The sequence below is a fragment of the Alcaligenes phenolicus genome (genome assembly GCF_032063905.1).
GTDB classification, from domain to species: domain Bacteria; phylum Pseudomonadota; class Gammaproteobacteria; order Burkholderiales; family Burkholderiaceae_B; genus Alcaligenes; species Alcaligenes phenolicus.
Genome location: NZ_DAMBOE010000002.1, coordinates 535,817 through 559,426 on the forward strand (window position 1 = coordinate 535,817; position 23,610 = coordinate 559,426).

Below are 23,610 nucleotides of genomic sequence, written 5' to 3' on the forward strand. Positions count from 1 at the left end.
AGACGCCGGGCATAGCCCAGAAAAAAGGGCCGCGTACCCAGGCACGCGACCCTTAGCCCTCACCCCTTTACCATTGATACCCCACGCCCACCGAGCCACCGTAATCACCACGGGAGGATCCCGCAACGTTGCCCTTCAGGACCCAACTGCCGCTGTCTGTCACCGTGGACAAACCCATGGCGTAACCACTTTCACCACGCCATACACCGCCAGAAACAGAGAACATGCTCTTGCCGGGGACATAGGCTTGCGGCAAACCTGCCATTGCCATGGCGGCTGCCACGCCAGCACTCGCCCGGTTCTCCACCTTGTCGATACGACGGTCCAGATGGTTGAACTGATTAGTGATATTGGAGGTCGCCTGGCTCAACTGACGCACGTTGACGGCATCTTGCGGTGCCTGACCATCAGCCAGATTGCTGATGGTCTTGTCGTGCATGTCGATACCCTGCTGATTCATGGTTGGGCCATCGACAATCTTCACTTCATTGGTGGTGACGGACTTGGCCACCACACTGTTCACCTTGATGTCCTGCGCCAAAGCCACCGTCACGTCCGTACCAGAGCGCGAGATTTCGATGTTGTCGCCATTCAGGAACTGCACTGTAGACTTGGGGGCCACATTGCTGGCCGTATCGCCATTGGTCTGGATGTTCCAGCCCGCACTGGCCAGCTCGGTCACGTTCTCTACCTTGGTATTCAAGCCACCCAAAGCATCGTTCACGTTGTTGTAGGTTTTATCGCCTACGTTCAGCTCCGTAACCAGCTTGCCATTCTCGAACTTGGAACCCCCCCCCATGCCGCTGGCGATGCTTTCACCCATATCGTGAATCTGGCTGCCATTGACCGCATCGGTACTGTTCGCGGAGATATCGCCACGCGCCACATTAGTGATGCCCGTGCCACCCGTACGACCACCATCAGTAGACTCGGCTCCGGCCATGGTGACCTTGCCATAGTTCACTGACTGGTCCGGATTCAGGTCGTACTTGACAGCACGATCCCCCAGATTCTGGGTTTCGCCCCGCACCAGATCCAGTTGCTCTTCAGTGGCGGCACGACCGCTCTTGCCAAAATTGGCCCCCGTCAGGGTACGGTTGCTCAAGCCGGTAATGTCATTGTCTGTTGCCGACACCATCACATTGCCAGCGCGCAGACCGGCATTGCTCAAGGCAATGTTCGTCCCGATGGCAAAACCCAGATTATTCATGACCACGTCAGGAGCGCCACCCGTGCCTTTCACGGTCACACTCTTGAGGTCCAGATCGTCATTCAAGGCAATGCTCAAGGTATCGCTGCCGTCGCCACTGGTGCTCAGATTGCTATTGCTGCCTACAATCTTCAGCGTCTCTCCCAGATCACGATGCACTGCCGTGCCGGTGCTGCCCGCAAAGTTCATGCCCTTGGCGGTCAAACCATCATCACGACCTTCCAACTGACTGACGTTCACCGCATCAGTAGGCGCCACGCCTTTGGCCACGCCGGTAATCTTCTGATTACCAGCATTGATGCCCTGGTCATTGATCACCACATTGAAGGCGGTCAGACCGGCATTGGTCAGATTGACTTGCCCGATCGTCAAGCCGGTATTGCCCAGAATGACATCAGGTTTGCCCGTGGCACCCTTGACCTTCACTCCCGCGGTCGTCATCTCGGTATCACCCGTGGTGACGCTAGTCAGTGTCAGATCATCATTCAGAGCAACTTGCACCGTATCGCCGCCCACAGTAGAGGTACTCAAGTTGGCATTGCTGCCCTTGATAGTCAGCGTCTGGCCCAGATCACGATGTACGGCCGTGCCGTTTTGTGCAGCAAAACCCATGCCCTTGGCGGTCAAGCCGCCTTCGGCTTCCGTCAACTGGCTCAGATTCACTGCGTCGGTCCCTGTGGTTCCCTTGGCCACATTGGTGATCTTCTGGCTGCCCATATCAGCACCCTTGAAGAACGGAGTCTCGGCAATCTGAACCTGCAACTGACCGTTCAGGACCTGAGTACGCAGGTTGGCACCGCTGTAATTACCTGCGGTCGTCGCCCCACCCAGAATCTCCAGGCGTTGCCCCAGATTCTTGTGAATCGTCGTATTGCTGTTACCGCCGCTGAAGTTATTGCCGCTGTAGTTGGTCCCCAGGGCCGTCAGATCCTCGTCCAGCTTGACCAACTGAGCAACGTTGACCGCATCCGTCGGATCCTGACCACCGGCCAGATTGGTGATACGGCGTTTTTCTGAACCATTACCGATCGACACCACACCCTGCCTGGCTTCCTGGGTAACCGTGCCGGTATAACGCGCCGTCGAGGACGTGTAAGCCGCATTCGTTTTGGCTCCCGCCCCCAGCGCCACTGCACCGGCTGCCGACACGGTTGCACCCGCACCCAGAGCCATCCCCTGAATTGCCGTCTCATTGGCAATCGCGCCCTGCCCCATCGCCAACGACTTCTCGGCAGAAGCGCGCGTATCCTTACCCCAGACCTGGGATCCGGCCGCCAAAGCCTGGGCATTAGTCCCCAGGGCCGAGGCATCCAGACCTTCGGAAATGGCCTTGAAGCCCAGCGCCAAGCCACCATCTTCCTTGGCGTTGGAGCCTGCGCCCACGCTCATCGCCCCTTCACCGTGCATGATGAATTCGATCAAGCCATTGGGACCTGTTTTTTCTTCGATCCAGCCGGCTTTGGCCTTGTCGCCCACAGCAATGGAACGGCGACCATCAGCCTCGACATCCGAACCGGCACCCACAGCATTGCTGGCACGGGTCTTGCTGCCTTGACCCAAGGCCAGGGAGCCACTGCCTGCCACAAAAGCCTGATGGCCCAGCGCCACGGACTGGCTGCCCGAGGCCGAGGAGCCGCTGCCCAGGGCCACGCTCTGCGCTGCTCCCCGAGCAACACTGGAATTGGTCCCAATCGAGATGCCATCTACTCCTTGATCGTAGGCATTACGCCCAAAAGCAATCCCCCCTTCCTGGGTAACTCGAGCCTGCTCACCAATTGCCACAGCTCCTTTGGCGTGCGCCAGCGCATCACCCATCACCTCTGCTTTATAGCCAATGGCCACCGCGTAATTCGAAGTGTCCGACACCCGCGACTCCTGACCAAGGGCAATGGAGCTCTCGGACGCTGCCGTGGCAGAGGTGCCCACGGCGGTAGCCCCCAAGCCCGAGGCCTCGGTATGTGAACCAATAGCGGTGGTCAGATTTGCCTGCGTCAACCCACCCGCTGATGAATTCAAGCCAATCGCCGTTGCCCCTGTTCCGGAACCGCGAGCCACAGCCCCAATGGCTATCGCATCGGCACCAGTGGCACCGTTATTATTTTCATTGGGATTATTGGAAGAGTTGACACTGACATACCGCTGGCGGCTCGCAATCAGCGTTGACTCCAGCTCTTCCAACTGCCCTTTGTTGACAGCATCACCTGCAGCTACCCCTGCGGCCAGGTTGGAAATTCGCACAGGTGCTCCTGTCGCACTGTCAAGATCAATCAAGCTGCGATCGGCATTGGAGTAGGTGACAGCAGACAGTCCCGAAATCGCTCCTGCCACCCCCGTGCGCATGGCCTCAAATGCGGACCCGATAGAGGTATAGGTATGGTCATTGCCGTTTTCGTCTTTAATAATAAATGCCGGGCCAGTCATCTGCCCGTTTGCGTCCCAATTCAAGTTGCCACCCACAATGGCCGTTAGATCGCCATGGAGCAGCTTGAGCTGACTGACATTGACTGCATCCGTATCCAAACGGCCAGCAGCCAGATTACTTAAGCGACGCTCCCCTCCTACCGTGCCAATTGACACACTGGATGACGGTAACAATGCCCCAGATGCGGAGCCGTAACCCGCTCCCACTGTCTGAACGGACCGCGAATTGGCACCAATTGCAACGCTATTGGCATGCGTGACATGTGCCTGATCGCCCAACGCAATTCCACCTGCAGCCGCATTGGTCGAGGTACCCGCATAAACCAAGGCCTGATTACCAATCGCAATGCCGCCAATATCGTAATCAGCGACGGTAGCCATGGAACCCAGTGCAATAGAGCCATCTGCGCCTGAACGAGACCGCTCACCAATGGAGACAGCGTGTGCCGCTTTCACGGGTGGGGCAACCGGGCTGCCTGACCCCGTTTGACCGGGCAGATTATTGGCCCCGTAGCCGATGCTGACCGTACGGTCACCAGTAAGCTTGTTGCCCGCCTCCCGTCCAATAGAAACCGTATCGTCGCCCGTGATATCACTACCTGATTTGTAGCCAAGAGCGACGTTATAACCACCATATACACCCTGGCCTGCCAGCCCCCCAACAGCCACCTGACCGAAACGGTTGCCAATCACCGGTGTACCCGCATTGGAACCAGCGCCTTCTCCAATAGACACACCTGAAGTGGTGTTGCTCATCGCTCCTGCGCCTACTGCTACCGAATTGCTACCGAATGCCTTGGAGCCGCTCCCCCCGGCAAAAGCGGCACTGCCGGAGGCCTCGGCCACGTTACCAATCGCTGTGGATCCGGTCCCGGAACTACTTGCACCAGTACCCATGGCGGTACCAGCCACGCCCCAAACCCTTGCTCCTGAACCCACCGCAGTTGCCCCGGCAGCATCCTGCGCAACAGTGGAGTTATGCCCCAATGCAATGGCATTGGTCGCCAACAAACCTACATTCGCGCTATTGCCCACCGCAATAGCTCCAGTTGCCTTGGCCTGTGCTTGATTACCAACCGCAACCGTGTTGTCGACTTCCAGAGGATCGACCAAGCTGCCTGCCGCATTACCAATCGCTACATTATTGTTACCTTCCAGCCGCTGGCCCGCCTTGTTACCCAAAGCAATCAAGTCATTGCCCTTGCTCTGTATCCCGGCATCACTGCCAATCATCACCCCATTGACAACCGTGTTGTCGACTCCAGCACGAGCCCCCAGGGAAACCGATTCCTTGCCCACAGCCTGAGACTGCAGCCCCGCCGCCAAAGATGCCTCACCGGAGGCTAAAGCCTGCGGACCGATAGCCAGCGCATCCGCTGCACTGGCCACTGAATCGGCCTTGGTTGACTTACTATGGAAGTACTTCATTCCATCGCCCGAGTTCAACGCACCATACAGAACCTTGCCAGACACCGCCTCTGTGCTGGCAGCGCTGACAGTCGCATCCGCCAGGCCAGTGATTTTGTTGTTATTTACATTCACCCCGCGCAAGCTGCTGTTGCCTGCAACTGTCAAGCTTCCGGTGTTCACATTACCAGCCGTGACAGTATTGGTGATAGCCGCTGAGCTTGCCTGTAAACCGCCTTGCAAGACGGCTGAGCCCGCGCTTAACTGCCCCGTGAACTCCCCACTCGCCCCTTTAATTGCGCCAGTGGCCGTGACAGAGTCCACATTAAGGTCAGAACTCAATGCAACAGAGACGGCCTGACCTGTCTGTGTCAAGACCATATTACTGCCCGAATTCAAGACGAAGGCCCCGCCCGGAATAACATGAAAGGGAGTGGCCCCATCCACGCTAAGCTCCCAACCCTCTGTTATCTGGGCTGTAACAGGAGAGGAAAGTCCACCCAGGAGCAGTAAAGACAGAACAACTGAACGCAACTGCAGGGCCGGTCGCAAGCCTGCAAAAACTGGCGATGCACTGCACCCTGCGTTGCTGCGCTTACCGCAGGTTTTGGTATTTTCCGCAACAGCCACAAAGGTTGCTGTCCGCTCGTTCCAAACCGACTTATAGATTCTGTTCATGATCTGTTCGCTTACAAAAGTAATTAGTCATGTCTGCCCCCTGAGTTCATTCCTCGCGCTGGCGTAACAAAGTTTCAAGGCACAGCACAGCCCCTCACCTCGTTATGGCGATAAATTGAAATTTATTACTCAGAAAAGCCTTACCGAACCCTTGCACCTATTCGGATATCTTTTATTCTCTTACCATCTTTTAATAATTACTTTTGAATTTTTACTTTAGCCGTTTGAATTATTGCAAAACATGAACATTAATTAAATTGGCGATTAAAATTCCGATTTAAATATTAGTTCTGTTCTGCTGTCTATAGACTGATGGTGACAAGCCGCTGTACTGCCTGAAGGCAGTAGCAAAATTGGCAGGGTTCACATAACCGGCCTCAACCGCCACATTCGTGACAGCTATATCCGTGCCCCTGAGCAAATGCATGGCATACCTCATCCGGCTGGAACGCACGTAATCATGCACAGTCAAGCCGCAGCTTGTCTTGAAAAGCTCATTCAGGCGTCTGCCCGTCGTCCCGAACAAGTCAGCCAGACTCTCTGTGCTCAGGGGCTCAGACAGATTGTGAAGCACGTACTGCTGCACAGCCTGCACCAAATGGTGGCGCACCTGCAGCCCATGACAAGCCTCCAGGTTAGAAGGGGAATCGTGAGAACCACCCGCTTTAGGCATCTCCTTCAAACTCAGATGCAAACGAATCCGTTCCAGTACCAACTGAACATTCGTTCGATAGTCGATGAAGTCACGAGCACCACTGCGCAACGCCATCAACTGGCTGTCAGCACACGACAAGGCCGAAAAAAATACGACAGGGATAGCCGCCGTCTGGGGATCGGCGCGCAACAGGCGCATGAAAGAATCCCCGCGCAGGCGAGGCAGGTGATATTCACTCAAGATGAAATCAGGCCGCAATAACTGGCATCGAGCCAAACCTTGTTGCGCATCCAGCGCAAAACTGATTCGACCAAAATGAGTCCGTAATAAAACCAGCAAGTCTGCAACACCGGCCGGTTCCGGAGCAATAAATAGAATATGAGCTTCAGACGAGACATGCATAAGCTATCCACCCATGTTCAGACACGCCGTATTACTCCAAGTTAGATCAAATTCTGACAATCAAAAAGACTTGTATATTAATGATCTATTTTTCTTAAATCCCCCATTTAATTAATTTTCAAAAACAAAAGTTACATCATTTCAATTTCTTTCTTTAAATACCCATTAATTGCTTAGCAAAGCGCAACGAATAGAAATCAAACCTTCATTAATCACCCATATTTTATTTTTGTTTCTAAAGAGTAAATATAGATTCATAAAGCTACGGAAAATCCAAATAAAAACCCCGCCGTAGCGGGGTTCATCGTGTCCAGCAGGGTCAAACCCAAGGATCAGGCGCGGCGAGCATAGCCTGCACGAGCCAGCACACCCAGCGGGCCAATTTGGCGGACCAGATCTATTTGCTCGGGGGTGCGCACATAAATGCAGCCTGCATACGACAGTGCATTGACCGAAATACCGTCAACTAACTCCACGCTGCGGGGCACCACCAGCATCCACCCCTGGCCTGCCAACATATTATGTGGCGGCAACAAGCCATCTTCTGCCGGTTCCAATCCCAACTCATTGCAGGCAGTTCGGTATGAACTCAAAAGACTGGCTGTCAAGACATCCGGCTCCTGCGCATCCTGCAACCGCACAAAACAGTGTTCAAAAGCCAGCGCGGGATGTTGATGCGCACTGCCTGCCGCAGCCTGGGCGGGGAGCTTGTCCAGATACAGGGCCAGCGAGCCGTTGCTAGCCGCCTGCGGAATCCATTGTGTATGTTTATGACGCTGACTGGCCCCAGCCGGGCCACCGCCGTTATAAAAGCCCAGACCGCCTTGCACGGCCAGGAAATCCGCCAGAATTCGGAAATCAATCTCGCGCAACGGGCTGAGCTGTTCGGAAAACACCTTGTCGGCCAGCACCAGATGCAGATCACAGACGGCAAACTTGTTCAGCACGATATTGTGCGTACTACTGGCGTCATCCACTGTCAGTGCCGGAGCAGGTGGCAAAAAGGGATTGAAGTTGGGGTCACGTGGTCCACCTGGAATCGAGACGCTGGCGGCATCCTTGGCCGCCAGAGTGGATACCCAACGCACAAAAAATGTCAGCCCCTGATCGTGCATCAGCTCTTCCTGAGCTTGCACGGGCAACAAATCACCGCTGGCCAGCGCGGCCTGGCTTAGTTGGTCCAGGCGTTGCAAAATTTCCTTGCTCACGTCGTCTCGCTCCTCATTTGAAGTTGTATAGTGACGCCTTATTGTAGGCAAGAGACGCGAATAAACGCGCATTGCTGCCTAGTCCGAATTTTCCACCATCCCTATCAGGAGTATTCCATGTCCGGTATCCGCCGTATTGCCAGCCCACTGCCACTGCCCTTCTCGCGTGCCACCATGGCTGGCGGCTTTCTGTTCTTGTCCGGCCAGATTCCTTACGACGCCCAAGGTGAAGTGGTGCGCGGTTCCATCCAGGACCAGACCCACGCCGTATTTGATCGCCTGATCGAAGGCCTGGCTCTGGCTGACGCCACCCTGGCCGATGTAGTCAAAGCCACTGTCTGGTTGTCCGACATGGCCTTGTTTGCCGACTTCAACAAAGTCTACGCCGAGCGCTTTGGCGACACCCTGCCTACCCGCTCGCTGGTTGAAGCCAAGCTGGCCAAAAACGTAGACGTAGAAATCGAAGTGCAGGCCTGGCTGGGCGATCGCGCCTAAGCAGCCTTCAGGCCGACGGGCCGTCACACAAATTAACGCTGCCTGGCCCTGGCTATGGCACACTGAATTCCCCTAGTCCAAGGAGAATCCTGATGCGTTTTTTTGCTTCGGCCCGTCACATTTTGCTGGCTTGTTCTGCCTTAGGTCTTGGCGCCAGCAACCTCGCCTATGCCGCCAACACGGGCAAAACCGCAGAACCGACTGCGATCAAACGCTATCTGGGCGACTCGGACATGCCTTTTTCCCGCGCCGTGCAGGCCGGGGACTTTCTATTCCTGTCGGGACAAATCCCGCTGAATGAAAAAGGCGAAATCATACGCGGCAGCATTGAAGATCAAACCAATGCCACGCTGGACCGGATTGAAGAGACCCTGAAGCTGGCAGGTGCCGACTTCAGCCATGTCGTCAAAGCCACGGTCTATTTATCCGATATTGCCTTGTACGAGCAATTCAACAAAATCTATAAAGAACGCCTGGGCAGCAACTTCCCGGCCCGCTCTCTGGTACAAGCCAAACTGGCGGGTGGTGTGGATGTGGAAATCGAGGTTCAGGCCTGGATGGGTGCGCAAAACAGCCCCGCCAAGCATTGATACAGGCCACTTACTATAGTCAATTCGATATAAGCAGCACGCTTACAGCCCGGCTATCTTGTATGGCACACTAACACCCTTAGCCAGACCCTTTACCCACGCCAGGCTTGCCGCCTGGCGTTTTCGTGCCTTTACGGAAACTCTCATGATCTACGCGATTACTGCCCTTTTCGCCTTTCAGCTATTAGGCGAGATTCTGGTGCAGACCTTGTCCCTGCCATTGCCAGGCCCTTTGGCCGGCATGCTGCTACTGACTGCCGCCTTGCTGATTCGAGGCGGCGTGCCCAGCTCTTTGGAGAGCACGGCCAGTGTCATGCTGCAGAACCTGATGCTGCTGTTCATCCCCGCTGTCACGGGCGTGATGTTGTATTTTGATCGGGTGGCCGAGGAATGGCAGCCCTTTTTGATCGCCACCCTGGGCGGCACCGTCATCACCATGGTGGTCACAGCCCTGGTGCTCAATCGTCTGCTTAAAAATCGTCAGGAAGAAGAATAATGACGGACGGACTTTTTCAAATCTGGGTCTTTTTATCCAGTACACCACTGCTATGGCTGACATTGACCTGCTCGGTCTACGCGGGCTCGGTCTGGATGTACCGCCAGTCGGGCAGTAGCCCCTTTTTGTTGCCGATTCTGGTCTCGGTCGTTGTGATTGTGGCCCTGCTCTTGCTGACCCGCACGCCTTACCCCGTTTACTTTGAAGGGGCCAAGTTCATTCACTTCCTGATTGGACCGGCAACCGTCGCCCTGGCTGTACCGCTCTACAGTCAACTGCGTCAGCTGCGCAAGATCTGGAAGCCGCTGACCATTGCCCTGATCATTGGCTCGGTTACCGCTATTTTCAGCACGGTCCTGATTGCCTGGGCTTTGGGCGGTTCAGTTGAAACCATCATGTCGGTTGCCCCACGCTCGGCCACCATGCCGATTGCCATGGCCTTGGCAGAGCAATTTGATGGTCAACCTTCCTTGGCCGCTGTAGCGGTTGCCATTACCGGGATTGCGGGCACGATCATGGCGCGCCCGCTGTTGAACTTGCTGCGTATTGATCGCCCCGAGGCTCGGGGCTTTGCGGTAGGTGTAACGGCACATGCCATTGGTACGGCACGTGCCTTGCAGGTTCACGAAACGATTGGGGCATTTTCCGCCATTGGCCTGAGCCTGAACGGGATCATGACCGCCGTACTGGTGCCTTTTGTTCCTATAGTCCTGCGCTGGTTAGGCGTGGCCTGACCCGGCAAGACAGGCTGGCTCTAGCGCCACTCGTCTCGATAGACGAAGCGGGGCATCTGCCAATTGCGGTGCAGAGCCAGCATACGGAAACTCAAGCCGATAATCATGGGACCCAGCAGGGTCACATACGGGTGCCAGTCCAGATGCTGGGCACCCAGATACAAAGCGCCGGTCAGCATGGATACGCTGGCATACATCTCCTTGCGCAGCAGCAAGGGGATGTCATTACACAAGATGTCGCGCAAGACGCCACCGGCACAACCGGTAATCATGCCGCTTAGCAGCACCACCGTAATGGGCAGCTTCATTTCCAGTGCGATCTGACAGCCAATCACGGTAAAGACCACCAGTCCCATGGCATCGAGCAGCAGGAACAGGCTGTGCAAGCGCCGCATGATCGGAGCGATCAAAGCTGTGAGGATGGCCGCGCCTGCCGTGATCCAGAGGTACTCAGGATGCTGTACCCAGGTCAGCGGGTAATGCCCCAAAAGCACGTCCCGCACCGAGCCACCGCCCAGGGCGGTGACACAGGCGATGGTACAGACCCCCACCCAATCCATGTCACGACGGCCAGCGGCCAGCGCTGCGGTCATGGCTTCTGCGGTGATGGCGATAATGTAGAGAACAAGTAAAAGCATGATATTTTTTAAGCATCAAGCTGTTGAATAAGGCCCCGATAACAACGCAACATCAGCAAGCCAGGCACAGCAATAAAGACGGTACAAATAAAAAAGCCCGGCCAGCCCAAGGATTCGACCAGCACAGGCGTCAAGGGCCCGGCCAGATAGGTGCGTCCCACTGCCGACAAGGCCGACAGCAGCGCAAATTGAGTGGCGGAATAAGTTCGATTGCACAAGGCCATCAGCAAAGCGACAAAAGCCGCTGTGCCCAAGCCACCACACAGGTTTTCCAGACCGACCACAATCCCCATCAGCCACATGGACGGCGCGGTTTCAATCGCGATCAGCCAATAGCCCAGGTTGGAGACGGCCTGCAAAATACCAAAAATCATCAAGGCCCGGTATAGCCCCAGGCGGGCCATGATCGCCCCGCCCATCAAGGCTCCGACGACCGTAGCAGCCAGACCAAATACCTTATTGATGGTGCCGACCTCGGACAAGGTAAAACCGGCTGCACGAATCAGAAAGGTAGTGGACAAGGCGCCTGCAAAAGCATCACCCAGCTTGTAGAGCACAATCAGCGCCAGAACGCTCCAGGCACCTGGACGCGAGAAAAAATCGGCCAAAGGCGCGATCACGGCTTCTGACAAACTGCGCGGTGGACGGCTTTGTTCCTGTGGGTCGGGTGAAATCAGGGTCACCAGCGCGCACAGCGCCATGAAGGCACCCATCAGAAAATACGTGTTTGACCAGCCCAGCCAGCGGTCCGCCAGAATCAGGGCCAGGCCGCCGGACACAATCATGGCAATGCGATAGCCCATGACCTTGACCGCCGCCCCCGCCGCCCGTTCATGCGCTTGCAGCACGTCCGTGCAATACGCATCGAAGGCTATGTCCTGCGTGGCCGACAAGAAAGCTACCCACACGGCCAGCAAGGCCAGTGCGGTCAAATTCACCGAGGGAGAAAACAGGCCCATGGCCGCAATGGAGGCGGCCAGCAGCAGTTGAGTGACCAGGATCCAGCCGCGCCTGCGCCCCATGAACGGCGGCGCATAGCGATCAATCAGGGGAGCCCAGAGAAACTTCAGCGTGTAGGCCGAGCCGACCAGGGTCAGGAAACCGATTTCGGTCAGCGAAACATTTTCAACTGTTGCCCAGGCCTGCAAGGTGCCTGAAACCAGGGCCAGAGGCAGGCCGCTGGCGAACCCCAGAATCAGCAAAGGCAAGACTCGGGGACTGGTATAGACACGTGACACGTCAGGCCTTATTAGCGCTAAGCAGCAAGAAAATGGGGAGACTCGAAACGATACATGGCCAAGGTACTGCGCCAGCCCGGCAAAAAGCGCACCGTGTCGCGCCCATTGAAGGCAGCACGATCAAGAATACGTACGCCCACCGCCTGGGCCAGATCCTGAAAGTCTTTCATGGTGCACAAATGGATGTTGGGCGTGTTGTACCACTGGTAAGGCATTTCGCCCGTGACTGGCATGCGCCCGCGCAAAATGCTCCAGCCATGCGGCCAATAACCGAAGTTAGGAAACGAGACGATACCATACCGCGCCACCCGCGCCATCTCGCGCAGGATGTGCTCGGTATGGTGCATGGATTGCAGTGTCTTGGACAGGACAACGGTATCGAACTGCTGGTCGCTGAACAGCGCCAGGCCTTTTTCCAAGTCCTGCTGAATGACATTGACTCCACGGCGTACCGAAGCAATCACAAACTGGTCGTTCAGCTCCACCCCCGTTCCGACAACCTGGCGCGTGTCACGCAGATGCGCCAACAAGGTGCCATCGTTACAGCCCAGATCCAGCACACGCGAACCTGGCTCAATCCACTGCGCAATGCGCAGCAAGTCCGGTCTTAACATGACGGCATCCACCTGAGTTTGCGGCTTAGTCATTCTGCCAACACCCCTGTAGTACGGGTGCGCGCAGGCAAACCCAAATTAGCGGCAATCTGGTCATAGTATCCCTGCACAACGGCATGATAACGAGGGTCCTCAAGCAGGAAAGCATCGTGCCCGTGCGGGGCATCAATTTCGGCGTAAGTGACCTGACGCTGGTTGCGCAACAAAGCCTGCACGATTTCGCGCGAGCGCTCGGGCGAGAAACGCCAATCCGTGGTGAAAGACACCAGCAGAAATTTGGCCTGCACCTTTTCAAGCGCCTTGACCAGGTCCCCCTGGTGCTGACGCGACGGATCAAAGTAATCCAGCGCACGGGTGATGATCAGGTAGGTATTGGCGTCAAAGTAACGCGAGAACTTTTCGCCCTGATAACGCAGATAGGACTCGACCTCGAATTCCACGCCGTAGTTGTAGTGGTACTCGCCGCCTTGGGCTGGGGCGCGCTGATTGCGGCCAAACTTCTCGGCCATGACAGTATCGGACAGGTAGGTGATGTGGCCCACCATGCGGGCAACACCCAGGCCGGCCTTGGGCACCACCCCATGTTCGTAGTAATTACCACCGTGAAACTGCGGGTCGGACAAAATGGCGCTGCGGGCCACTTCGTTAAAAGCGATGTTCTGGGCCGACAGGCGCGGAGTACTGGCAATGACCACACAGTTTTCCACGCGCTCCGGGCAACTGATGGCCCAGCTCAGGGCCTGCATGCCCCCCAAAGAGCCACCCATGACAGCCGCAAACTTGCGAATGCCAAAGTAGTCGGCCAGACGGGCTTGGGCACGCACCCAGTCTTCTACCGTCAAAACGGGAAACTCGGAGCCCCAAGGTTTGCCAGTAGCCGGATTGATGCTGGACGGGCCGGTAGAACCAAAGCAGGAGCCGATATTGTTGACCCCGATGACAAAAAAACGATCCGTATCAACAGCTTTGCCGGGGCCGACCATATTGTCCCACCAGCCAGTGCTTTTAGGATCGTCGTCGTAATAACCGGCAACGTGATGCGAGGCATTGAGTGCATGACACACCAATACCGCATTGTTGCGCTCTTCGTTCAGGGTGCCGTAGGTTTCGACCGCCAGCTCGTAGCTGGGCAGCACTTGCCCGCTGCGCAGATGCAGGGGTTCGTCAAAGGCAATTAGTTCGGCATGTACAGGGCCCACGGAACCTTCGGGGATCAAACCGCAGGATGGGCTAAGGGCGCCAGTGTCGGCGCTAGGGACGGAATCAGTGGCCATCAGGACCTCTTTAGCTGGATTTATGGAGCGCCCGCAAGCGGATCAGGCAAATCGGCGCAAAACGTATAAGACAAAATTCTAGCATCGCTGCGGCGCGACGTCCAAATCGACCAGCCAGGATCGATTCAGAACTCTGGGCAACGGTAACGTCAGAGAAAAGACAATGCTTTGATTTACATCATTATTTTCATGCACATTTGTCTGCCAGCTAAGCTAAATTTGAGTACATTGGCCCGACGTCTACCACGAATGCATGAGGAATGGCTTTACCGTGACGCACTTAACTTCACGCGAGCAGTCCTGCCTGAACTGGGCTGCCCATGGCAAGACCAGCTGGGAAATCAGCATCATCCTGGGCATTACTGAACGCACGATCAACTTCCACTTCCAGAACGCCTACGCCAAGCTTGGAGTCTATAGCCGCCAAGCTGCCATTACCCTGGCCTTGCAACAGCACCTGATCAGCGGCGACCCGGCTAGCGAGCTAAGCCGTCAAAGAAAACCTTTGCCTGAGCCGCGTCCGGGGCCTTCCCGGAATCCGTCATAACAAAACCCTGCACCAGCCAGCCTGGCTCCATGCGTATCATCGCTTCCAGGCGCAAGGCCACACCGCCCACATCGCGCGTCATGAAGAAGATCTGTCCGGGTGGCGGCAGTTGTATCTGGTTTTTCTCGCTGACTTGCCCATCGGGTATGAATTTCTCGCGCAGGGAATCGTGCAGTGCCTCGTACAAGCGTTGGCGAGCGGCCTCGTCCTGCTGCAGTTCCTTGGGCAAAATCACATGGCCCACGGTGTAGCTTTGCCCGCCCGCCGTGGCGGTAGTCAGGTAAAAATCCAGTTGATGCTGCTCGAAAACCAACAGTCGGTGACTGGTCGTGGGCTTGCCGGGCAGCATGGCTGACAGGCCCGTTTGTTCAAGCTGAACCTTGCGCCAGTTAAACTCTGGACTGCAGGCTGCCAACATCAAGAAAGCCGCCAGTACCGCGGTAATGCGCCTGATCATCATGGTGCTAATCCCATATCCCGTTTCATGCTTTTCATCGGCTGGCTAAACAGCCGTCTTATACTCGCCCTGCCCGATACGCCTTTTGGCGCAACTTAACAAAGCAAGTCTGGTCGGACTACTATTTATAGACGGGGCCAGGCCCCCTTGAACAGTCCCGTATCTTGCACCCGATTTCGAAAGTGGGAAACACCACCATGAACACCAGCCACGAACGCCGCCTTGCCCTGCAACAGAATCCCGAGATTTTGACGGGAATCTTGCGCGGCATCGAAAAAGAAGGACTGCGCGTCGATGCGCTGGGCCAATTGGCAAACACCCCCCACCCGCAAGCCATTGGGTCGGCCCTGACCAACGGTCATATCACGACCGACTACGCCGAAGCCCTGCTGGAGCTGATTACCGAGCCGCGAGCCCGGGTCGAGGACGTGCTGCAGGAGCTGACCGACATCCACACCTTTGTGGCCAGCAAGCTGGACCAGGAGATTATCTGGAGCCAGTCCATGCCCGCATTGCTGCCCGCCGAAGAAGACATTGCCATTGCCTGGTACGGCAAGTCCAACACGGGCATGCTCAAGCATGTATACCGCCGTGGTCTGGCCGAACGTTATGGCAAGCCCATGCAATGTATTGCCGGCGTGCATTACAACTTTTCCCTGCCTGATGGCATCTGGCCCTTGTTGAATGTCTGTGGTGACAATCTGCAAGACCAGCGCTCCAACGGCTATTTGGCGCTGATCCGCAACTTCACGCGCTATTCCTGGCTATTGATGTACTTGTTTGGCGCCTCGCCCGTACTGGACGCGAACTTCCTGCAAGGTCGCAGCAACAATCTGGACAAGATCGACGAGGACACCTTGACCATGCCCTGGGCGACCAGCTTGCGCATGAGCGATCTGGGCTATCACAACAAGGAAGCCCAGGCCGAGCTTCAGCTTTGCTACAACGACCTGGACACCTTTGTGATGCGCATGTATCACGCCGCCGTGACCCCTTGGCCGGACTACGAAAAACTGGGTACTCACCGCAATGGCGAATGGATTCAGCTCAACACCCATATCCTGCAGATTGAAAACGAGTACTACTCCAGCATTCGCCCCAAGCGCACCACCCAGCGCAGCGAGCGCCCGGCTACAGCCCTGGCCCAGCGCGGTGTGGAATACATTGAAGTTCGCTGCCTGGATATAGACCCTGAATCACCCACTGGAATATCCGAGCAAACCTGCCGCTTCCTGGATACGTTCCTGCTGTTCTGTGCCGTGCAAGACAGCCCCTTCTTCCCGGACGGCGGCTACTGTCAGGACAGCAAGAACAATTTTGCAACGGTCGTGCGCGAAGGCCGCCGCCCCGGCCTGATGCTGACCAATCAGCAAAAAGAAAGCGTCAGCCTGCAAGACTGGGGGCAAGAAATTCTGGAATCGCTGCTGCCGTATGCGCAAATGCTGGATCAGGCCCTGAACACCCAAGGTCACACCGAAGCCGTGCAAGCCCAAATCCGCAAGCTGGAGAATCCGGAGCTGACTCCGTCGGCCCAATTGCTGAGCCGTTTGCGCGAAACCGGTTTGAGCTTTCACGACTACGCCTTGCAACGCAGCCGCGAGCATCACCAAACCTTGCTGGCCCATCCCTTGCCTGCCGACAAGCAAGCCTCTTTCGAGCAACAGGCCAAAGATTCTCTGCAAGCCCAGATTGATATCGAAGCGCAGGATCAGGAGTCCTTTGAGGACTACGTCCATCGCTACGAACGCAATCTGATTCCGCCTGAACTGGAAAACAGCTAAGCGACACACAGCGACAAACCGCCGCCCCAAAGGGCGGCTTTTTTTTGGCCGCTACCTGCAGGCTCATACAGCAGCCGACTTTTCCCGGTCACCCAGCAAAAAGTTTCTCTTTCTCCCTTTTCTCAAAATGGCTTTTCCTCTATTTCAAATAATTATTGTTATGTTATAACATCTCGAAAATTAACAAACCGGAAGATGAGATGCGTTTCCAACCCCGTCCCCTGCCACTAGCCCTGGCTCTGCTTCTGTGCGCCTCGGCCCAAGCCAATGAAATTGAAGAAGCTGTCCCTGAACTGGCCCCTATCCGAATCTCTGCCAGCCCCCTGGCCTTGCGACAAACAGAGCTGGCCACCGCCAGCACGGTCCTGCAAGGCCCCAAACTGGATTTGCGCCGCAGCAGCACCTTGGGTGAATTGCTGGACGGTGAAGTCGGCATCCATGTAGACAGCTTTGGCAGCGGTGCCAGCCGCCCCGTCATTCGCGGCCAAACTGCACCCCGCGTCAAAGTTCTGAGCGATGGTGCGGAAGTCATGGACGCGTCGGCCATCTCGCCCGACCACACCATCACAGTCGACACCTGGCAAGCAGATCGCATTGAAGTGCTGCGCGGCCCCTCGGCCCTGCTTTACGGGGGCGGTGCTATTGGTGGCGTGGTCAACGTACTGGATCGCAAGATCCCCACGGCCATTCCCGAAAAGGGTTTTGAAGGCTCGGTACGTGCCCAGGGCTCCACGGCTGATCGTGGCAGGATCGGCGCAGTGGAAATGACAGCCGGTGAAGGCAATATCGCCTTGCACGTAGAAGGTGCCTCGCACCGTAGCCGCGACTATCGCGTCCCCAACTGGAGCGATGGCCGGGTCAAGGACTCCGACTCCAGCACGGACACAGGCAGCGTTGGCCTCTCCTTTATTGGGGACCGTGGCTATATAGGCGCGGCCTACTCCTACCGTGAAGGCAGCTACGGCTTACCCGGTCACAGCCACGAATACGAGGACTGCCACCCGCACGGTGCCACTCTGCATTGCGGCGGCCACAGTCACGATCACGGCCATGACCACGATCATGGCCACAGCCACGAGCATGATCACGAGCACTCGGCCACCGCTCACCTGCGCACCCAGCGTTTCGATCTCCGTGGCGAACTGCGTGACCCTCTGCCCGGCTTCAAACGAGCTCGCCTGCGCGCTGGTGCGACCAACTACCAGCACGTTGAAAAAGATGGCGATATTGATGGCACCCGCTTCACCAATCGCGGTTACGACACGCGCCTGGAGCTGGAACACAATCCGTTGGGTCCGTTTGAAGGGGTAATCGGCCTGCAAACCAGCCAGTCTGATTTTGCGTCCCGCGACGGCTCGGAAAACTTCATCCCGCCCACCCGCACTCGCAGCCAGGGCTTGTTCCTTCTGGAAAGCGTGAACTGGGACGACTGGCGTCTGGAACTGGGCGCACGCCAGGAATGGCAAACCGTCACGCCCGACTCGCAAACGCTGGAACGCCGCAAGGGCACAGCGACCTCCTTCTCTTTAGGTACGGTCTGGGACTTCGCACCCGAATACGCCGCCAGCCTGTCCGTGTCCCGCTCTCAGCGTCTGCCCACAGCTCAAGAACTGTTTGCCAAAGGCGTGCACTTTGCCACGCTAAGCTATGAGCGTGGCGACCCGAACCTGGATCGTGAGACCAGCCATACTGTCGACCTGGGACTGCAAAAGCACCTGGGCGATCTGCGCTTTGATCTGCGTACCTTCTACACCCGTAGCTCGAACTACATTTATGGCCGCAGCCTGGACCGTCACGAAAACTTTCAGCTGATTCAATACAGCCAGGACAAGGCCCAATTCTGGGGTCTGGAAGCAGAAGCCTCTTACCCCGTCACGTCCTGGGCCTCGGTCAGCGTGTATGGCGATCTGGTGCGCGGTAAACTGCAAGATCCAGGCCGCAACCTGCCCCGCATGCCCGCCGCCCGCCTGGGTATTCGCACGGATCTGAACTGGCAGAACTGGTCCGGCTTTGTTGGCTACACCCATACCTTTGCCCAGGACCGACTGGCTGAACATGAAGAGCGTTCGCCGTCTTACGGTTTGCTCAGCATGGGTTTAAGCTACCGCCTGCATATGGATCAGAACACCTACACCCTGTACCTGAGAGGAAATAACTTGCTGAACAAGTTGGCTTACCGCCATACCTCCTTTATTGCCCGTCAGGCCCCGCTGATGGGACGCAACATCCTGGCCGGGATACAGGTGGCATTTTGAGCAAGACCGCCATACACACGGGTAGCCGTCTGTACCAGATCGTGGCCGACATGCAGGGCGAGCGCCCTTGGGGCAACTTTCTGGATGCGGGCACCGGCAAGGGTTCGCTGCGCTGGTTGCTGACGCTGGACACAGAATGCTGGACGGCCATTACCGCCTCCCCCGGCATGGCCGAACAGGTGACCCGTGAGCTGGGCGATCAAAAACGCCCCGAGGACCGTCTGCTGGTGGGCAACTGGAGTGACCCTGAATTTTTGCAGGGCGAACGCTTTGATACGGTTCTGGCCGATTATCTACTGGGTGCCATAGACGGCTTTGCCCCCTACACCCAGGACCAGTTGTTCAGCCGCCTGCGGCCGCTGACCGGCCAGCGTCTCTACATTATTGGTCTGGAGCCCTACGTGCCCTATAGCAGCACGGACCCGGCGGGCAAATTGATTGTGGAAATAGGCCGTTTGCGCGATGCCTGCCTGCTGCTGGCAGGCGAGCGCCCGTATCGCGAGTACCCGATGGACTGGGTTCTGCGCCATCTGCGGCAATCCGGCTATCGCTGCGTGGATACACAACGCTTTGGCATTCGTTACGGCGACAGCTTTATCCACGGTCAACTGGATATGTGTGACGGGCGCTTGCGCCGTCTGAAGGACCGCAACCTGGCCATGGCCTTGTCCGAGCATGTTCAGGCCTTGCGCAAGCAAGCTCTGGCCTTGAACCAGACCTTGGGTGGTCTGCGCCATGGCCACGACTATGTGATTTGTGCCGAAGCTGTTTAAAAACCAGAAAGCTGCTCAGGAAAAAGCAAAGGGGGCCTCGGCCCCTTTTGTCTTGCATAGACTGCGATGGCAGCACATCTGGTTGTAGCGACGGCCACAAGTTCAAGACTCCAGGCACTGCCTGTCCAGACATCGCCATTGCCTATACGCCTGATCGTTGTCCCGGCCAAACTCCCAAGCGCAAGCTTGCCTGTCAACGCAGGGGAATACGCAATTTCGTCCCAGGCCAAATGATCGAGATCAATAATTAGCCTACTTCATCTGAACCGTGCATGAGGCCGTGTTTTGGCAAACAACGGGCAAAAAAAAAGCAGCCTTTGGCTACTTGCATCGCGACACTTTATAACTGGAAATTCAAACCAGGCCTTGAAAAACTGCCCCAAAGAGCCGTATAAACAAGGAGTTCTGGCGCGTCCGACAGGAATCGAACCTGTATCGAGGGCTTCGGAAACCCTAATTCTATCCATTGAACTACGGACGCCAAGCTCGCTATTGTAGCGCGAGTTTCGAGTTTTTTTCAGCATCTATCCGGCAATTATGAGTGCGCTAAATCAAGAGTCAGATACAAGAGCGACACACTCCGCTATAATCCATGGTTGCGCGATCTGGGTCGGTGGCTTGGTAGACACGTCCTTGCGCACACCCATTAGGTAGGCGCAAGCCTTTATTGGTGGCCTTTAAAGGCCCTCCCGTCATTTCTTGTACGAACTCGCAGGATCCGATAATGAGCAACACGGAACAAAAACCCGAAGAACACAACGAGGGTCACTCAGCCATGATCAAAACCCCTAAACAATTGCTTGTGACCGTGGCTCTGGCTTTCTTGGTGCCCATCGCGATTATTGTCATGCTGGTCAGCCTGGTTACCTCCACCATGGGTGCAGGTGCTGGCTCTGCCGCCCTTTCCCCTGAAGCCATTGCAGCCCGCATTCAGCCTGTTGCCGGTTTCAAACTGGTTGACGCCAATGCCGTCAAAGAGCTGAAGACTGGTCAGCAAGTTTACGAAACCACCTGTACCGCCTGTCACGGCGCCGGTGTAGCCGGTGCGCCTAAATTTGGCGACAAGGGCGCCTGGGGCGAGCTGCTCAAGCTGGGTCAGGACGAACTGGTTAAAAACGCTATCCACGGTATTCGTGCCATGCCTGCCAAGGGTGGTAACCCTTCGCTGGACGATATCGAAGTGGCTCGTGCTGTTGCTTACATGGCTAACGCTGCTGGCGCTGACTTCAAGGAACCTGAAGCTCCTGCTCCAGAAGGTGAAGAGGCTGATGCCAAGTCCGAAGCCGCTCCTGCTGCCGACGCCAAGCCTGCCGAAGCACCTGCTGCTGACGCTCCTAAAGCCACTGAAACCGCCGCTGCTGACGACAACAAGGTCGACCCAGCCGGTATCAAGCTGTACGACACCATCTGTTTTGCCTGTCACGCAGCCGGTGTTGCTGGCGCGCCCAAGTTTGGCGATCAAGCTGCCTGGAAGCCATATATCGAATCCGGTATGGACACTATGGTTCAAAAAGCCATTCACGGTGTAGGCGCCATGCCTCCACGCGGTGGCTCTCAAGCCTCCGACGACGAAATCCGTGCTGCCATCCAGCACATGGTTAACGCCGCCAAGTAAGACTGCGACAAGGCTCTGGCACCGTACAGAGCCTGCGAATACAAAAAGCCCGATGAATATTCATCGGGCTTTTTTATTGCCAAGTCCTGCTGCGCAGATAAGCATCCTCACGCCCAAGCCCTACAATCGACCAACGTGAGCCGCACACACTGTACTCCACAAACCCGAATAGCTATTACCATGACACGTGTCTCCCTCTTTGCACGACAAGTGCTCGCAAGCATCCTGTCGGCCTTTGTCTTTGCAATACTGCCCTCCACCACCGTATCTGCCAAAGAGCGGACAGAGGGTTCGGCAGCCGCTCAAGGGGCGCAGCAAGTCTGCGCCACTGTAAATCGAGACAATCTGAACCTTGCCATGCAAACCCTGCTGCGTGCCACCATGGCCCGCGACATGGAAACCCTCTTGCAGTTCCAGCCTCCTCGAAAAATCCAAAAAATGGCGGAGGCCATGGGAAAAAGCCGGCAAGAAGCACTTGTCGAGATTGCGAAGTTTGGCCGCGCTCTGGACGAGCAGCAGCCAGTAGAAATCCTTACCGGCTATTACGATCTGGAAACTGCCCGATTCGGCAAAACCAGCACGGGCCGCACCTACGCGCTGTTCAACTACAGCCGCACATTCAAGAAAGAAAGCGAGACTTTCGAGCTGACTTACCCTACGCTGGCCAGTCAGGATGGTGAACATCTATTCATCATCCCTTTAAGCGAAGACAAGCTTTTATCGGAGCTGGTCGAACTCTACCCAGACCTGGCAGAGGTTAAAGTACCCGCTGCTGTAAATGCTCCTTAGTAAACAGGCTTGTGCCAAGAAGAAGCAGGCTATGACTTGATCGGTTCAGCCAGCCGATGCGGGCTATGGCGCTCCTGGAAATACAGCACCAAACCACACACAGCAACAACAATCTGGGTTCCGATCAAGACACCAAAACCTGCCGCAAACCCGGCGCCGCTAGCCGCATTACCGCCGGCAAACTGCGTGATGACCCAGCCCATGATCGCTGGCATGAACCCGGCAAACAGACTGCCCACGCCATTAACCACCCCAAATGCACTGGCAACGTGCTGGGCCTGGGAAAAATACTGGACTGTGCTGGGAATTGCCGGGCTGGCCAGCCCCCAACAAAAGTTGGCGGCAATCAGACACATGGCAGCGGTATAACGATCTGGCACGCTGATCGCCAGCCAGATACATAAGCCCACCCCCGTTGCACCACCAACAAAGATCAAGGGCACACGTTCACGCGGCAAACGATCAATAATCATGCCGCCAATAAAGACCGCCACAATGGTTGCGTACTGCGGCAAGGAGGCAATCCAGCCCAGGTCGCGCAGATTAAAGCCACGAGCTTCTTTCAAGTACGCCGGCAGCCAGTTGCTGCTACCCCACAAGTACGCCAAGAAAGCCGAGGTCAGCAAGGTGATCAGAAAAAGATGGCGGGTTTGCAAAGAGCCGCGAATGATCTGCCCCACTTGCTGCAAGCTGGCCTTGGCACTGGAAGCCTTGGCCGTCCCGCGTTCCACTTTGGGCATGCGCACAAAGGCCAGAACCAGAGGAATACCCAGCAAAATATTCATCAGGCCCAATATATGAAAGGAGTTATCCCAGTTATGCGAGCTCAGCAAGAAGCCGATGAAAGGATAGCCAATGGCCAGCCCCAAACCCGTTCCCATATTCACCAGAGAATTAGGTTTGCCGTTCTCGCTGGCCTCGAAGTGGGCCTTGATATACGCCCCTGCCAAAGCAAACAGAGGCCCCTCTGAAATTCCCAGCAAGGCACGCGACATCAACAGCAGCCCATAACTGTGCATCAAGGGAGATACATAAGTGACTACCCCCCAGAAAATCAGCCCGATCACCAGGCTGCGGCGCACACCCAGCAAGGCCGAACAAAACGGTGTCAGAACTACTGAAGACACGCCATAGCCCACCATAAAAGCCGTCGCCAGCAAGCCCTGGCTGACGCGGTCATGGGCCTGCATGCCCATATGCCTCAAAAAGTCCTGATCGGTAATCAACACCGCAATATTGATGCGGTCAATGTAGGAGATGGCCACAACGATCAACAGGGTGATCACGCCATACCAACGAAATGTCTTTGGATTCATGATGTCTCTCTTGCTCT

At 56.2% G+C, this 23,610-nt stretch carries 19 protein-coding genes, 1 tRNA gene, 1 pseudogene and 1 riboswitch; of the genes and pseudogenes, 10 read left to right on the plus strand and 11 right to left on the minus strand.

Going from position 1 to position 23,610, the window contains the following annotated elements; all coding sequences use genetic code 11:
• Positions 1 to 67: 67 nt before the first annotated feature.
• From U2949_RS05880 to U2949_RS05890, 4 genes and pseudogenes are all read right to left on the minus strand, one after another.
• On the minus strand, positions 68 to 5,419 hold the full coding sequence (locus U2949_RS05880) for a YadA-like family protein (RefSeq protein WP_321286634.1): 5,352 nt from the start codon (positions 5,417 to 5,419) through the stop codon (positions 68 to 70).
• A 186-nt stretch (positions 5,420 to 5,605) separates the two neighbouring features.
• Positions 5,606 to 5,716, minus strand: a pseudogene (locus U2949_RS18725) (ESPR domain-containing protein); the annotation flags it as partial.
• Positions 5,717 to 5,993: 277 nt separating this feature from the next.
• Positions 5,994 to 6,773 carry a response regulator transcription factor gene (locus U2949_RS05885; RefSeq protein WP_026484098.1) on the minus strand — a complete coding sequence of 260 codons (780 nt, stop codon included), beginning with the start codon at positions 6,771 to 6,773 and terminating at the stop codon, positions 5,994 to 5,996.
• A gap of 332 nt (positions 6,774 to 7,105) precedes the next feature.
• Positions 7,106 to 7,981, minus strand: a complete 876-nt coding sequence (locus U2949_RS05890) for an ATP adenylyltransferase family protein (protein WP_026484097.1) — start codon at positions 7,979 to 7,981, stop codon at positions 7,106 to 7,108.
• Positions 7,982 to 8,098: 117 nt separating this feature from the next.
• Here U2949_RS05890 and U2949_RS05895 point away from each other — a divergent pair, with 117 nt between their 5' ends.
• The 4 genes from U2949_RS05895 (at position 8,099) to U2949_RS05910 (ending at position 10,296) form a co-directional block, all read left to right on the plus strand.
• Entirely contained in the window at positions 8,099 to 8,476 is a 378-nt protein-coding gene (locus U2949_RS05895) for a RidA family protein (RefSeq protein ID WP_009462650.1), read from the plus strand.
• A 92-nt stretch (positions 8,477 to 8,568) separates the two neighbouring features.
• Complete coding sequence (locus U2949_RS05900; RefSeq protein WP_115635281.1) at positions 8,569 to 9,066, plus strand: RidA family protein; 498 nt, start codon at positions 8,569 to 8,571, stop codon at positions 9,064 to 9,066.
• Between the two features lie 145 nt (positions 9,067 to 9,211).
• Positions 9,212 to 9,562: a CidA/LrgA family protein gene (locus U2949_RS05905; protein WP_009462654.1), complete on the plus strand. Its 351-nt coding sequence runs from the start codon at positions 9,212 to 9,214 to the stop codon at positions 9,560 to 9,562.
• Positions 9,562 to 10,296 carry an LrgB family protein gene (locus U2949_RS05910; protein ID WP_257723852.1) on the plus strand — a complete coding sequence of 245 codons (735 nt, stop codon included), beginning with the start codon at positions 9,562 to 9,564 and terminating at the stop codon, positions 10,294 to 10,296. The genes U2949_RS05905 and U2949_RS05910 overlap by 1 nt, the downstream gene beginning before the upstream one ends.
• A gap of 20 nt (positions 10,297 to 10,316) precedes the next feature.
• On the opposite strand, the gene U2949_RS05915 is transcribed toward U2949_RS05910, so the two are convergent.
• The 4 genes from U2949_RS05915 to metX all read right to left on the minus strand — a co-directional run bounded on the left by U2949_RS05915 (position 10,317) and on the right by metX (position 14,060).
• On the minus strand, positions 10,317 to 10,934 hold the full coding sequence (locus U2949_RS05915; protein WP_009462658.1) for a trimeric intracellular cation channel family protein: 618 nt from the start codon (positions 10,932 to 10,934) through the stop codon (positions 10,317 to 10,319).
• 8 nt (positions 10,935 to 10,942) lie between these two features.
• Positions 10,943 to 12,172 (minus strand): muropeptide transporter, encoded by a 1,230-nt coding sequence (locus tag U2949_RS05920; protein ID WP_080655531.1) that lies wholly within the window; start codon positions 12,170 to 12,172, stop codon positions 10,943 to 10,945.
• Positions 12,173 to 12,189: 17 nt separating this feature from the next.
• Entirely contained in the window at positions 12,190 to 12,819 is a 630-nt protein-coding gene (gene metW, locus U2949_RS05925) for a methionine biosynthesis protein MetW (RefSeq protein WP_321286639.1), read from the minus strand.
• Entirely contained in the window at positions 12,816 to 14,060 is a 1,245-nt protein-coding gene (gene metX / locus U2949_RS05930; RefSeq protein WP_026484093.1) for a homoserine O-succinyltransferase MetX, read from the minus strand. Before metX ends, metW begins: the two co-directional genes overlap by 4 nt.
• A riboswitch (SAM riboswitch) is annotated at positions 14,050 to 14,128 on the minus strand. It overlaps the preceding gene by 11 nt.
• A 203-nt stretch (positions 14,129 to 14,331) precedes the next feature.
• On the opposite strand from metX, the gene U2949_RS05935 reads away from it, so the two are divergent.
• Positions 14,332 to 14,607: a response regulator transcription factor gene (locus U2949_RS05935; RefSeq protein WP_009462666.1), complete on the plus strand. Its 276-nt coding sequence runs from the start codon at positions 14,332 to 14,334 to the stop codon at positions 14,605 to 14,607.
• Here U2949_RS05935 and U2949_RS05940 read toward each other — a convergent pair.
• Positions 14,537 to 15,067, minus strand: a complete 531-nt coding sequence (locus U2949_RS05940; RefSeq protein WP_321286641.1) for a hypothetical protein — start codon at positions 15,065 to 15,067, stop codon at positions 14,537 to 14,539. The genes U2949_RS05935 and U2949_RS05940 overlap by 71 nt on opposite strands.
• A 194-nt stretch (positions 15,068 to 15,261) precedes the next feature.
• Between U2949_RS05940 and gshA the strand changes: the two genes are divergently transcribed.
• The 3 genes from gshA to U2949_RS05955 all read left to right on the plus strand — a co-directional run bounded on the left by gshA (position 15,262) and on the right by U2949_RS05955 (position 19,873).
• Entirely contained in the window at positions 15,262 to 16,845 is a 1,584-nt protein-coding gene (gene gshA / locus U2949_RS05945) for a glutamate--cysteine ligase (protein WP_321286644.1), read from the plus strand.
• Positions 16,846 to 17,045: 200 nt separating this feature from the next.
• A complete protein-coding gene (locus tag U2949_RS05950) occupies positions 17,046 to 19,100 on the plus strand; it encodes a TonB-dependent receptor domain-containing protein (RefSeq protein ID WP_321286646.1) in 2,055 nt (684 codons plus the stop codon).
• Positions 19,097 to 19,873 carry a class I SAM-dependent methyltransferase gene (locus U2949_RS05955; RefSeq protein WP_026484089.1) on the plus strand — a complete coding sequence of 259 codons (777 nt, stop codon included), beginning with the start codon at positions 19,097 to 19,099 and terminating at the stop codon, positions 19,871 to 19,873. The genes U2949_RS05950 and U2949_RS05955 overlap by 4 nt, the downstream gene beginning before the upstream one ends.
• A 406-nt stretch (positions 19,874 to 20,279) precedes the next feature.
• Here U2949_RS05955 and U2949_RS05960 read toward each other — a convergent pair.
• Positions 20,280 to 20,354: transfer RNA gene (locus U2949_RS05960), tRNA-Arg, on the minus strand.
• Positions 20,355 to 20,597: 243 nt separating this feature from the next.
• Here U2949_RS05960 and U2949_RS05965 point away from each other — a divergent pair.
• Both U2949_RS05965 and U2949_RS05970 read left to right on the plus strand, forming a co-directional pair.
• Positions 20,598 to 21,488 carry a c-type cytochrome gene (locus U2949_RS05965; protein WP_026484088.1) on the plus strand — a complete coding sequence of 297 codons (891 nt, stop codon included), beginning with the start codon at positions 20,598 to 20,600 and terminating at the stop codon, positions 21,486 to 21,488.
• A 180-nt stretch (positions 21,489 to 21,668) separates the two neighbouring features.
• Positions 21,669 to 22,277 (plus strand): hypothetical protein, encoded by a 609-nt coding sequence (locus U2949_RS05970; RefSeq protein ID WP_026484087.1) that lies wholly within the window; start codon positions 21,669 to 21,671, stop codon positions 22,275 to 22,277.
• Between the two features lie 29 nt (positions 22,278 to 22,306).
• Here the strand turns inward: U2949_RS05970 and U2949_RS05975 are convergent, their stop codons facing one another.
• The gene (locus tag U2949_RS05975; protein WP_035274997.1) at positions 22,307 to 23,593 is read right to left on the minus strand and encodes an MFS transporter; all 1,287 of its coding nucleotides are present in this window, start codon (positions 23,591 to 23,593) and stop codon (positions 22,307 to 22,309) included.
• Between the last annotated feature and the right edge of the window lie 17 nt (positions 23,594 to 23,610).